At 53.5% G+C, this 12,736-nt stretch carries 13 protein-coding genes and 1 pseudogene; 9 read left to right on the forward strand and 5 right to left on the reverse strand.

Going from position 1 to position 12,736, the window contains the following annotated elements; genetic code table 11:
* The first annotated feature begins 175 nt into the window (after positions 1-175).
* From GCE01_RS17230 to GCE01_RS15165, 3 genes are all read left to right on the forward strand, one after another.
* Complete coding sequence (locus tag GCE01_RS17230; RefSeq protein WP_244591267.1) at positions 176-271, forward strand: hypothetical protein; 96 nt, start codon at positions 176-178, stop codon at positions 269-271.
* Positions 272-452: 181 nt separating this feature from the next.
* Positions 453-1,301, forward strand: a complete 849-nt coding sequence (locus GCE01_RS15160; protein WP_099213510.1) for an MOSC domain-containing protein — start codon at positions 453-455, stop codon at positions 1,299-1,301.
* 9 nt (positions 1,302-1,310) lie between these two features.
* Positions 1,311-1,676, forward strand: coding sequence for a ferredoxin reductase domain-containing protein (locus tag GCE01_RS15165; RefSeq protein WP_099213511.1), 366 nt, complete (start codon positions 1,311-1,313; stop codon positions 1,674-1,676).
* A 320-nt stretch (positions 1,677-1,996) separates the two neighbouring features.
* Here the strand turns inward: GCE01_RS15165 and GCE01_RS15170 are convergent, their stop codons facing one another.
* Genes GCE01_RS15170 through folE form a run of 5 tightly spaced genes read right to left on the reverse strand, consistent with a single transcriptional unit; the run spans position 1,997 to position 6,135 of the window.
* A complete protein-coding gene (locus GCE01_RS15170; protein WP_099213512.1) occupies positions 1,997-2,557 on the reverse strand; it encodes an LbetaH domain-containing protein in 561 nt (186 codons plus the stop codon).
* A gap of 17 nt (positions 2,558-2,574) precedes the next feature.
* A complete protein-coding gene (locus GCE01_RS15175; RefSeq protein WP_062027817.1) occupies positions 2,575-3,738 on the reverse strand; it encodes an S-(hydroxymethyl)glutathione dehydrogenase/class III alcohol dehydrogenase in 1,164 nt (387 codons plus the stop codon).
* 36 nt (positions 3,739-3,774) lie between these two features.
* Positions 3,775-5,004, reverse strand: a complete 1,230-nt coding sequence (gene zigA, locus GCE01_RS15180) for a zinc metallochaperone GTPase ZigA (protein ID WP_099213513.1) — start codon at positions 5,002-5,004, stop codon at positions 3,775-3,777.
* Positions 5,005-5,017: 13 nt separating this feature from the next.
* On the reverse strand, positions 5,018-5,524 hold the full coding sequence (gene hisI, locus GCE01_RS15185; RefSeq protein ID WP_099213514.1) for a phosphoribosyl-AMP cyclohydrolase: 507 nt from the start codon (positions 5,522-5,524) through the stop codon (positions 5,018-5,020).
* Positions 5,524-6,135: a GTP cyclohydrolase I FolE gene (folE, locus tag GCE01_RS15190; protein ID WP_099213515.1), complete on the reverse strand. Its 612-nt coding sequence runs from the start codon at positions 6,133-6,135 to the stop codon at positions 5,524-5,526. Before folE ends, hisI begins: the two co-directional genes overlap by 1 nt.
* Positions 6,136-6,217: 82 nt before the next feature.
* On the opposite strand from folE, the gene GCE01_RS15195 reads away from it, so the two are divergent.
* The 6 genes and pseudogenes from GCE01_RS15195 to GCE01_RS15220 form a co-directional block, all read left to right on the forward strand.
* Complete coding sequence (locus GCE01_RS15195; RefSeq protein ID WP_099213516.1) at positions 6,218-6,916, forward strand: DUF1826 domain-containing protein; 699 nt, start codon at positions 6,218-6,220, stop codon at positions 6,914-6,916.
* On the forward strand, positions 6,913-7,410 hold the full coding sequence (locus GCE01_RS15200; RefSeq protein WP_099213517.1) for a Fur family transcriptional regulator: 498 nt from the start codon (positions 6,913-6,915) through the stop codon (positions 7,408-7,410). The genes GCE01_RS15195 and GCE01_RS15200 overlap by 4 nt, the downstream gene beginning before the upstream one ends.
* Positions 7,411-7,450: 40 nt before the next feature.
* A complete protein-coding gene (gene thrS, locus GCE01_RS15205) occupies positions 7,451-9,319 on the forward strand; it encodes a threonine--tRNA ligase (protein ID WP_099213518.1) in 1,869 nt (622 codons plus the stop codon).
* A gap of 443 nt (positions 9,320-9,762) precedes the next feature.
* Entirely contained in the window at positions 9,763-11,781 is a 2,019-nt protein-coding gene (locus tag GCE01_RS15210) for a S46 family peptidase (protein ID WP_244591266.1), read from the forward strand.
* Positions 11,782-11,799: 18 nt separating this feature from the next.
* A complete protein-coding gene (gene moaB / locus GCE01_RS15215; protein ID WP_099213520.1) occupies positions 11,800-12,303 on the forward strand; it encodes a molybdenum cofactor biosynthesis protein B in 504 nt (167 codons plus the stop codon).
* 91 nt (positions 12,304-12,394) lie between these two features.
* Positions 12,395-12,736, forward strand: a pseudogene (locus tag GCE01_RS15220) (transposase); the annotation flags it as partial.

Below are 12,736 nucleotides of genomic sequence, written 5' to 3' on the forward strand. Positions count from 1 at the left end.
CGGTCTGATGTGATTCAAGCCTTTGATGTGGACGTCAAAACAGAAGAGCCGAGTGGCCAGCATCAGTTAGAAAAAGAAACACTATCTGTTTGAAATGCCAGGACTTGATCGTATTCTGGCAACAGAAGCCTCTGCCATAGCCGGACTTGCACCAATGGCTCATGACAATGGCGTGATGCATAGGAAACGTATCATTTCAAGGGGAGGAAGATTTCTCCGTCAGCCCCTGTTTCAGGCAGGATTGGCAACTGCGTGCCATAAACCCTTCTGAAAGATGTTTCCAAACCCATGAAACAATCGGGTAAACCACACAAACTGGTGATCGTCGCTATCGTACGGCGTCTCATTGCAATCACCAATACAGTCCTCAAAACAAGGCTGCCATGACGTATTAGATCCGCCGCTCCAACATAGTTTCTAACATCTGAAATTTCCTCGCGAGATTATGAAAAATGACCAGATCGGTTCCGTTTATCTCCCGCATTCTGATCTTTCCGATTAAATCATTGGATCCGGTGGAAGTCACAAATGCGCGGGTTCTTACTAGCGGGGCCTTGGCAGACGACCGGTGCTGGGCTCTATTTGACGCACAGGGGCGTGTGGTTAACGGCAAGAACCACGCAGAGATTCATCGCATCCGCGCTGGTTTCGATCTTGATAAACGGACCGTAAGCCTACGAGATGACTCTGGTCGAGGTCTGCCTACTGTTCTGTTCAATCTTGATGGCACTGCAAGACCAATAGAGGCATGGCTAAGTCGGTTTTTCGGTTTTCCAGTCCACCTTCGGGCGGATACCACTACGGGACATCCTGATGATACGGATTCGCCTGGTCCGACTATCATCAGCGTTGCGACGCTAGAGGCGATTGGAATATGGTTCGGGTTGCCAGTCGAGCAAGTTCGGGCCCGCTTTCGGACCAATATCGAGATCGGGGGCGTCCCGGCTTTTTGGGAAGATGCACTGTTCGGAGCACTTGGAGACGAAGTCGAGTTTCACCTTGGTGGCACAGAGTGGTTGGGAATAAACCCCTGTCAGCGTTGTGTCGTGCCGTCTCGCGATCCGCTAACTGGTCAGAGAGACAATGCTTTTGCCCGCCGCTTCGCAGAGTACAGGCGCCGGACGCAGCCGGCATGGTCTAATCCCGCGCGCTTTAATCATTTTTTTCGTGTAGCGATCAATACTCGGTCAGCACGCACCGGCGTTAACACAAGGATCGCACTGAACGATATCGTTACAACGTATAACAATGCAGCGGCATGCACGGCGTTGGAAGAAAACAAACGCCCCGCAGGATTCTGAGCGGGCACCATGTATATCATTCACGTGCGAGCCGAAACGCCAGATATCCGTTCGTTCAGACGACGCCCGCTGGTAGGTGAACGGCTTCCCTTCCGTTTTATCGCCGATCATCATATGCGTATTTGCGGCCCAGTTGCTATGGTCGCCGCGGCGCTTGTATTGTGTGATGAACTCGGGACTTCACCTGAACGGATCGCCTGTGAATCGTTCGGCGGCGTTCTGTCGCACGGAGATAGCCTGCCGGACACCAAGGAATATCCGATCAGCTTCTCGCTATCGGGCATAACCTACACTGCAAAGGGAACGCAGAGCGTGCTCGGCATCGTCATTCAAAAGGGTGTCAGATTGGATACGGGTTGCGTGGCAGAGACTTAGGTGGACGCTGCAAAGTCAAGCTCATAAAAGGCACCATCACAACCGGTTGCGAAGTCGGTCTATCGGCGGCAGACAAGAAGGCGGGCTACATCCTGGCGTGTCAGGCAAAACCTCGTGGGCCACTGCTCATTGTACGATAGTGTCCACTTAGCAGGTGATCGCCAGATATGCGGTTCCAACTGGATTTCATGGCACCCGTGGTGTTCACCGAATCGACAAACCGGAGGGCTCTACAAACCCGCCGGTTTTTCCAGGAGAAAAGGTCCCCCTTCAGCCAAAATTGGTTCGTACCTCTTTAATTGCGTCCCTTGACGGGAGTTTTAAAGTTGATTGGCGATACGTCGATAGGAGTGTGCCAGACTGACATTCATCTCCGCGACGCTCTCAGAAAATGCCGTCGCATCCTGAGTGACCTGCGGAATCGTCAATAGATCTGTATTCGAATGAATCGTTGTCGTGGACGGAATATAAAACTGCTCCGGCAAGACGCAATCTTCGACAACGGAATTATGCCTCACCACACAACCACGCTCGACCGTGCAGTTGAAGATCACGGAATTGAAGCCAATGAATACCTCGTCTCCAACAGCGCAAGGACCGTGAATGATCGAGCGATGTGCAATGGACGTGCGCGACCCGATCGTCACGGCCGCACCATCTTTTGAGTGGATGACAACACCATCCTGAATGTTTGATCCGCTCCCGATCAGGATGGGTTCGACATGGCCATTTTCATCGGCTTCATCGGCACGAATAACGGCATAAGGACCGATGAACACATTGTCCTCGACAATCACATGACCGCACAGGATCGCAGTCGGATCGACAAAGGCGCTTTCAGAAACCACAGGAAAATCACCACGTGGATTAGGTCTCAGCATAGCCACGTTTCATCTCCTTAAAGATCATTCAGAATGACGCCAGGCAGGTTATTCGACAGGGTTTCGCCCGGCTGATAGTGCATGACAGAGCGAATGGCCTCTCCCCGATGCAGAAGGTCAAATGCCGTATTGATCCGATCATGAGTCATGTTGTGGGTGATGTAAGGGTCAACGCTAAACTTCCCCGCCAGCCATTCATCGACCATACCGGGTAACTGCGAACGCCCTTTTACCCCCCCAAAGGCCGTGCCCCGCCAGACCCGTCCCGTGATCAGCTGGAAAGGCCGCGTCGAGATCTCCTCGCCAGCCCCAGCGACACCGATGACTGTGCATTCACCCCAGCCTTTATGGCAACACTCAAGCGCCGCTCGCATGACATCGACCCGACCGATCGCCTCAAAGGAATAATCCACGCCGCCACCCGTCATCTCCACGATAACTTTCTGGATTGGATCGGTATGATCGGTCGGATTGACGAGATCGGTCGCCCCCAGATTTCGGGCCAGCAGGAACTTCGCCGGATTGGTGTCGATGCCGATGACCCTTGCAGCACCGGCCATGACAGCCCCCTGAATGACGGCCATGCCGATCGCACCGAGACCAAAGACGGCAACAGTCGATCCCGCTTCCACTTTCGCAGCGTTCCGCACGGCTCCCATACCTGTCGGGACGGCGCAGCCCATGACGCTGGCTTTCGCAAGCGGCGCCTCTTTGGTGATCTTCGCCACGGCAATTTCGGGCAGCACGGTATATTCGCTGAACGTGCTGGTGCCCATGTAATGAAAGATCTGGCGGCCCTTGTATGAAAAACGGCTGGTGCCGTCTGGCATCAGACCGAGCGCCTGTGTCTCGCGGATAGTCGAGCAGAGATTGGTTTTGCCCGAACGGATCATTGGGCAGTTCGGGTCTTCGGGAATATAGAGCGGAATGACATGATCACCCGGAGCGACAGAGGTAACACCTTTACCCACATCCTCGACGATCCCCACCCCCTCGTGACCGAGAATACATGGAAAACGTCCTTCCGGATCATGTCCCGACAGGGTAAACATATCCGTATGACACAGGCTCGTGGTCACGATACGAACCAGAACCTCGCCGTCTTTCGGGCCTTCGAGATCAACCAGATCGATCTCAAGCGGCATGTTAGGTTCCCACGCAATTGCAGCTCGGGTTTTCATGAAAATATTCCTCAATAATAGCGTGTGGTAATTCGTTCAGGCCGACTCAAGGCTTTCCGACTGGCGACGCCAAAGCGGAAAGGGATCAGGGAGGCGTGCATAGCGTGACGGCTCAAAAGGAGTGTCTCCGAGATCTGGAACAAGACAGGCATCAAGTTCCTGCCGAAGTCCGGATTCATCCATATCTCCATTGCCGATGAAGACGATTTCCTGACGACGGTCGCCGAAGACCGGATCCCAGTTTCCCAATACGAAGTCCCGCCACTGATCAGTATCCGGCCACTGATTTTTCGGGATCGCCGCCCACCACAGCCCCATCGCCTCGCTTCGCACCAGAGCTCCAGCCTGACTCATTTCACCTACCCAGTCCGGGCGCGTAGCTAACCAGAAATGGCCCTTGGCGCGTACGACGCCAGGCCAGCTCCGATCAAGGAAAGCCTGGAATTCCGCTGGTTGGAACGGACGGCGCGCACGATAGACAAAATTACGGATGCCATATTCGTCTGTTTCAGGAACATGGCTGGAAAAGCCGTAAAGTTCCTTGAACCACAACGGATGCTGATGTGCCTTGTCGTAATCGAAACGGCCTGTATTCAGGATCCGCTCAACAGGAACAGACCCCATGTCGGTCTCGATGATGTCAGCGTCCGAATTCAACGCACGAATGATCTGCCTCGCCGCATCAACCTGATCCGATGTAGCGGTGGAGACTTTGTTGATCACCACGACATCCGCAAACTCGATCTGCTGGACGAGCAGATCGACCAGGGCACGCTCGTCGTCCTCCCCGGCCGTTTCACCCCGATCCTTCAGGAAATCGCTGGAAGAATAATCGCGCAGGAGATTGACCGCATCAACGACCGTCACCATCGTATCCAGCCGTGCGATATCGCTCAGGCTGACGCCATTCTCGTCACGAAACTCAAACGTTGCGGCTACGGGCAGCGGCTCCGCAATGCCGGTGGATTCAATGAGCAGATAATCGAATTTCCGCTCCTCTGCGAGCCTCCGCACTTCCTGCAGCAAATCGTCGCGGAGCGTGCAGCAAATGCAGCCATTGGTCATTTCAACCAGCTTTTCATCGGTACGCGACAGATTGCTGCCGCCCTCGCGCACCAGAGCGGCGTCAATATTGACCTCGCTCATATCATTCACGATGACCGCGACCTTATAGCCCTGGCGGTTATTCAGTACGTGATTGAGCAAAGTCGTCTTTCCCGCGCCAAGAAAGCCGGACAGCACGGTAACGGGAAGTTGGTCATCCATAGCGATTTTTCCTCTAAAGCCTTGTAGGGTTTGGGGCGTCGCCATAGACGACGGCCGGATCGAATATTTTGTGCGTTTCGCAAAAGAGGAGTGCTGCCGATGATGACGGAATGCCTTCCTCAGCAGTGAGATCAACACGCCGATAAAAACAGCTTCGATAACCCACATGGCAGTTCGCTCCTGTGCCCGCAGTGTGAACGCGCAGCCAGATCGCGTCCTGATCGTCGTCGATCCGCATTTCGAGGACATGCTGGACCAGCCCGCTCGTGGCGCCCTTTCGCCAGAGGCACTGGCGGCTTCGGCTCCAGTAATGCGCCTCACGGGTTGCGATTGTGCGTGCGAGCGCCTCTGCGTTCATGACGCCCACCATCATGACATCACCGCTTTCTGCGTCCGTTGTGACCACGGTCAGCAGTCCGCTGGCGTCGAAACGTGGCGCGAGATCACTCCCCTCCTCAACCTGCTCAATTGAGACGCGCGACCCAAACGCCGTTGACACAGAAGATACAGTTGTGCCCATCACATGCCTCCCATTCCCGCCATAGCGAAGAACTGGCGACGCAAGGGTTCCGACGTCTCGAACTCGCCCAGCAGGCGGCTGGTGACCATGCTCACACCCGGCTTATGTACTCCGCGTGTGGTCATGCACTGATGAGCCGCGTCGATCACGACCGCGACGCCCCGTGGTTGAAGCACGCTCTGGATTGTATCCGCGATCTGGGCCGTCAGTTTTTCCTGGATCTGTAGACGATGAGCGAAGACGTCCACGAGACGCGCCAGCTTACTAATGCCAACCACCCGCCTATCGGGCAGATACGCCACATGCGCCTTACCGATCAGCGGAATGATATGATGCTCGCAATGGGATTCCAGACGGATATCGCGTAGCACCACTATCTCGTTGTAGTTACCGCTCTCCTCGAAGGTCCGCTCCAGAAGAGCGACCGGATCGTCCTGATATCCCTCGAAAAACTCCTCATAGGCCCGCACCACGCGGTCAGGCGTGCCGACAAGCCCCTCGCGATCAGGATCATCACCGGTCCAGGCGAGCAGGGTTCGCACCGCCTCCTCCGCCTGAGCCCGGGTCGGCCGGGTTCTCACTTGTCGTGGAATGTCCATCAGTGTGTCCATGGAGGGTTCATCTGCTATTGACTATGTTATGTTATAACATAACCATAAGAGCCTTCGCCACTCATCGTCAAGCTCGGGAACCATGCCTCCCTCACAGCAACATGCCGTCTCATCGGATATGACCGTACCCGCACCGCAAGAAAGCCTCGGCGCCGTGCTGTTCATGGAGAGCTGGCCCGCGCCAACGATCGACCCAGCGGAAAACAGCAGGATGGGCCGTCTTGCACCGCATGTGGTCGCCTGTGCCCACGCGACAGTCGTGATGGATCTGCAGCGACCGGATGTCGATATGGTCGTGTGGGGGCGCCGGATTCCGGCAACATGGGAAGGAACTCTCACAAACTGCTCACAAGTCCCATCTGCTCTCACTTTCGCCGGCACACCTTCGGAAATCGCAGATTCCCTTGCAAACCCGGCTTTACATCAGGACTGGTCTCCCCTCATCCTGACTGATGTCAGGGACTTGTCCGCACTGTTCGGTGCGCTGACAGGAGGCGTCCGGCAGCACATCCAGCTAATAACGCCATCCCGTGGGGAGACTGCGTTCGAGTTGCCCCCCGATGCACTTCGGCTGATCTGCGCCTATGGAAGCGCCGGACCAGAGTGGTGCGGCAGTCAAAATCCAAAGAGTGGTATTGTTAGTACCCTGACACCGTTCGCAGTAGCATTCATTAAAGGGGCGGCTGAAGGCAAACCCGGATGCCTTCATCGTCTCCCGGCAAATATCGCAAACGGTGCAAGGCCTGGGCCGGTCCTCGTGATGGATACAATTTCCCCATGATAGAGCGTGTCATGCCGCCGTCTCGCGACGCACGTCAAGGTTGCGATGCCTTCAAAAGGCGGGCCACGGCTTTACGGAATGATGTGCTCGACGTGCTGACGAAGGCAGATGTGCCACTCTCGGCTTACGACATCCTTCGGTGTGTCAGTCATCCGGATTGCCGACGAATCGCCCCGACTATGATTTATCGAGCTCTCGGAAAGCTGATCGCCAGCGGATTGGTGGGACGGCTCGAAAGCCGAAATGCCTTCGTCCGGATCCGGACAAACGACCCCTCTCGCCTTGTCTACTGTATCTGCGACCAGTGTGGTGCCGCGCAAGCAGTGGAAAATACACTATCTTGTCAATTGATCGACGCTGCGGCCGAGACTCTTGGATTTCAGGTCCGGCATCGGGTCATCGAAGTCCAGGGCGTCTGCGCACGATGCAGCGTCTGCCCGTCTTTCTTGCCGACACAACAAAAGCACAAGCTTCCGACACGCGCGCCCAAATGAACCGCGGCCCCTCGCCGCTCTTCTCCGTTAAGGCTCTCTCATGTTATCGACCACCATCTCTTCCCGTCCTTCATCCCATCCAGCAAAGGATATACTCGCCTGCCGTGTGGACGGGATTATCAACGATCTCTCCTCCACAACTGCTGACCAACTGGTTGATCCTGTCTTCCGTTCAGACACCGAGGCGCTTTCCCTGATCCGCCATGACACAGCGCATGTCCTTGCGCAGGCCGTCAGTGAACTGTTTCCCAATACCGCGCTCGCGACAGGGCCCGCCACGGAGCAGGGATTTTTCTACGATTTCGCGGCTGGGCACGCGTTTACGGATGACGACCTCATCCGGATCGAATCCCGCATGCACGAGATCATTGATCGTGATGAAACGATCGTCAGGGAAGAATGGGATCGCGAGAGAGCGCTGTCCTGGTGCGGGGAGAATGGACAGCCCTACAAGGCCGAGATCATCATGTCCCTGCCTGCTGATGTCACCCTAAGCTTTTATCGACAAGGCAACTTCGTCGATCTCTGCCGAGGGCCACATCTCGTCAGCACAGGACAGATCGGACACGCCTTTCGCCTTCTCAGTACGGCTGGTGCCTACTGGAAAGGTGATCGAAGCAATCCAATGCTGCAGAGGATTCACGGAACAGCCTGTCGTGATGCCGACGAACTCGCCGCGTGGGAGCAGCGTCAGGAAGCAGCAGCACGGCGTGATCATCGTCGTCTCGGCCGCGAGATGGATCTGTTCCATTTCCAGGCCGAAGCTCCAGGCGCGGTGTTCTGGCATCCGAACGGCTGGACACTGTTCCAGACCCTGCACGCTTATCTGCGCGAACGTCAGAAGGGCGAGAACTATGTGGAGATCAATACACCCGACATCATGGATCTGTCGCTCTGGCAGGCCTCCGGCCATTGGGAAAAATTCGGGGAGAACATGTTCACCACCGAAACCGAAGGGCGTATCTATGCCCTCAAACCCATGAACTGTCCTGGTGGCGTGCAGGTTTTCCGCCAAGGCCTGAAGAGCTATCGCGACCTGCCCCTGCGGATGGCCGAATTCGGCAAAGTCCATCGCTTTGAACCGTCAGGAGCGTTGCATGGCCTGATGCGCGTACGTGCATTCACGCAGGATGACGCACATATTTTCTGTACACCGGAACAGATGGAGGCCGAGACGCAGCGCATCTGTCATCTCGTACTTTCGATCTATAAGACTTTTGGTTTCGATGACGTCCGTATCAAATTCTCCGACCGGCCAGAAAAACGTATTGGATCGGACGAGATCTGGGATTGCTCGGAAGAAGCGTTACAGCGCGGGGTCGAAGCTTCAGGTCTCTCCTACACACGCAATCGAGGAGAAGGCGCCTTTTACGGTCCCAAGCTGGAGTTCGTACTGCGTGATGCCATCGGCCGGGACTGGCAGTGCGGTACCGTTCAGGTCGATCTCAATCTACCTCAGCGTCTGGACGCGCATTATATTGGCGCGGATGGGGAAAAACATCCGCCCGTCATGCTGCACCGCGCCCTGTTCGGTTCGCTGGAACGCTTCATCGGCATACTCCTTGAACACCATGCCGGCCACCTGCCTTTCTGGCTTGCACCCATTCAGGTTGTGGTGGCAACAATCACCGGCGCTGCGGACAAATACGCAGTCGATCTAATTAAAGCGCTCCGCCAACGTGGAGTCCGCGCAGAGCCCGATTTGCGCAATGAAAAAATCGCTTACAAAATCCGCGAACACAGCCTCGCGAAAGTACCCATGCTGCTGATCGTCGGGAAGAAGGAAGCACAAGGAGGGACCGTGTCCATCCGGGAATATGGAAGCTCAGAAACACCAATTTTGGACATGGAATCCGCTATAAATTTAATCTCCAAAGCATCGGAGTCTCGTTTGGCGCAAGTCTTTTAGCTTATCGATACGATTGCTTTGGTTGTGAGACATCACCGGGACAAATGATTATACGAACAATATTTACAATCATTCCTGAATTTCTAACTACTTCCCGGCGTCGATTTCGAAAGCCTAATCGATACACAGAAACGCTTGATTATTTCTACGCAACTTAAGTCTGGGATCGAATGCGTTAGTCTCATGCTTGACGAACATTGAGAGGTAGGGCTATTCGTTATGTTATAACGTATTTGTTGCCACCGAAAATAAAATTTTTCGACGCGAATCAACAAACTACAACTCGTTAAACAAGGAACGGGAATTATTACAATGTAAAACGTTAAGAAAATTTATATTAACGTATCTTTAAGGTCTTTTAGTTGGGTTTATTTATGAGAAAAAAATCAATTTTGTTTGCGGTTATTCCTGCGTTTATTGGATCCGCTCAGGCTGAAGAAGGCATGTGGACGTTTGATCATTTGCCTGTGCGTCAGATGAAGCAGCAATATGGGTTTGAACCCTCTGTAGAATGGATTAATCATGTCATTCAGTCTTCGGCACGCTTGGCGGAAGGCTGCTCTGCCTCGTTCGTATCAGGTGATGGTTTGGTGATGACAAATCATCATTGTGCCAATACGTGTCTCACGGATCTGTCTGATAAAAATCACGATTATTTCCATGATGGTTTCTCGGCTCCAGAGGTCTCAAAAGAGCCTAAGTGTCCGGGAATGGAACTGGATCGTCTGGATCAGGTGAAAGATGTAACGGGTCGTGTCGCAGAAATGACCGCAGGAAAACATGGCGCGGAATATGCCAAGGCTTTGCAGGTTGCCAATAGTGTCCTGACCAAGGAATGCGCGCTGGGTGATGCCTCACACTGGCGTTGCGATGTCGTGACACTCTATCATGGTGGACAGACGGCGCTTTATCGCTACCGCCGTTATCAGGATGTCCGTCTCGTGATGGCGCCCGATCAGGATATAGCATTCTTTGGTGGTGATCCCGATAACTTTACATTCCCGCGTTATGATATTGATCTATCGATGCTGCGGGTGTTTGAAGACGGAAAGCCGGTTCATACGCCGTTTTTTAAATTCGATCCAAAGGGCCCCAAGGCTGGTGATCTGGTCTTCACATCCGGAAACCCAGGACGCACACAACGCTCCCTTCCGGCCAGCGTCTTGACATTTCAACGAGATGTCAGCCTGCCAACCATTATTGCCGCTTATTCGACCCTTGAAGGAGCGCTGTGGCAGTATTCCAGAGAAAGCAAGACCCACCTAATTGACGCACAAAATACGCTTTTCGGTGTTCAGAACGCACTGAAATCTCTGTCTGGTACAGCAAAGGCTTTGCGCGAACCTGAAGTGATAGAAAAGCGCGAGGCGGAAGATCAAGCCCTACAGGCGTGGATTGACGCAGATGCAGAACGTCGCAAGACTTATGGTGATCCGTACAAAAAAGTGGAAGCCGCTCTTGCTGTGCAGCGTCAGTATTATGTGCATGATTTTGCCATAACACGCACAGTTCATGGTCTGCTGGGGGACGCTGTTATGCTGGTGTCAGCGGCGCATGAACGAAAGAAGCCAGATACAGAGCGTCGGGCCGGTTACCATGATGCGGAATTAGCCGCACTTGAAACCGAGATCGCTGCGAAAGTGCCGGTGCATACTGAATTGGAAACTACGACTTTGGCGTTAGGTATGACGACCATGCGCCAGATACTCGGTGAGGATGATGCAGCGGTCCATCTGATTCTGGGCACAAAAAGCCCGGATGAGCGCGCCGTAGAACTGATACAGGGCACGAAACTGGCGGATCCCGCAGAGCGTCTTGCGCTTTACAAAGGTGGCGTAAAAGCCATTGAAGCATCCAAAGATCCAATGATCGTTCTGGCACGTCACTTACAGCCGGTTCTGGACACGATCCGCAATCGCAGCCGTGACCAGATTGAAGCACCGATGCACGAGGCCCAGGGTACGATTGCACGGGCCCAGTTCGCGCGCGCTCAGGCAGAAGGAAAGGCTGATACACTTTATCCGGATGCCACGTTCTCGCCGCGACTGTCTTACGGCACAGTCAAAGGCTTCCAGGATGGCGCAAAGGCCATTGCACCTTTCACGGATTTTGCAGGGATGTACAAACATGCAACGGGCAGTGATCCGTTCCGTCTGCCGCAAGTCTGGTTGGATGCGAAGCCACATCTAAACCTCTCTACGAAGCTTGATTATGTGTCGACCAATGACATTGTCGGCGGCAATTCAGGCTCCCCTGTTATTAACCGTCAAGGCGATGTCGTTGGCCTGATTTTTGACGGTAACCTCGATAGTCTGGCGGGCGATCTTTATTACGACATCGAGCGCAATCGTGCTGTTTCCACGGATACAAGTGCCATCATGGCTGCATTGAAGACGGTGTATCACGCTGACGCTCTTGCAGATGAACTTGAGACGGGGAAGCTAAAGTCGCGTCCGGAATAAAAGTGGAAAGATAATAACTTGAACAACTCTATACCCGTTCGGATTGCAATTCTTACCATTTCGGACAGTCGGAATTTAGAAACCGACATTTCCGGCAAGATTTTGGCCGACAGAGTCACAGAAGCAGGGCATGTTCTTGTGGATAGGTCCATTGAAATAGATGACATCGATAAAATTACTGATGCTCTCAATGTCATGATTGATAATAAAGATGTTGATGTCATAATTACTACAGGAGGAACTGGATTAACCAAACGAGATGTCACTCCAGAAGCATTCGATCTCGTTATAGACAAATGCATTCCCGGTTTTGGAGAGCTGTTTCGAATGTTGTCTTATAAAAAGATAGGGACCTCTACAATACAATCCAGAGCCGTGGCGGGAGTTTCCCGTGGGAAATTACTATTTGCGCTTCCCGGATCACCAGGCGCAGTGAAAGATGGATGGGATGATATTTTAAAAAACCAGCTAAATAGCAATCATAAGCCGTGTAATTTTGTCGATATTATTTCAAGGATATGAGAAAAATTATGTGGAGGGTTCGAAAAACCCTCTATTTTTGATGCTTTCTATGTGATTTCCTTTCTGCGGTTCTGACTGATGGAGTGGCGCTATGAAGCAGGCTGGTTTCTTTGATGTTGAAGAGCGGCTTGCCCGGTTGAGTGGGCTTGGCGATCAGCTCGAAGCGTTTTCCCGGATGTGGATTTTGAGGCCTTCCGCCCTGATCTGTAGAAGGCTCTGGCGTATTCTGACGGAAGCAAAGGCGGGCGACCACCATTTGATCCGGTACTGATGTTCAAGGTCCTGCTCATCCAGACGCTGAACAGTTTGTCTGATGAGCGGACAGAGTATCTCATCAACGATCGCCTCTCCTTCATGCGTTTCCTTGGTCTGGGACTTTCAGATCGGGTGCCTGATGCCAAAACGGTCTGGCTGTTCCGCGAGCGTCTGACTC

The sequence above is a fragment of the Gluconobacter cerinus genome, from assembly GCF_002723935.1.
GTDB lineage: Bacteria > Pseudomonadota > Alphaproteobacteria > Acetobacterales > Acetobacteraceae > Gluconobacter > Gluconobacter cerinus.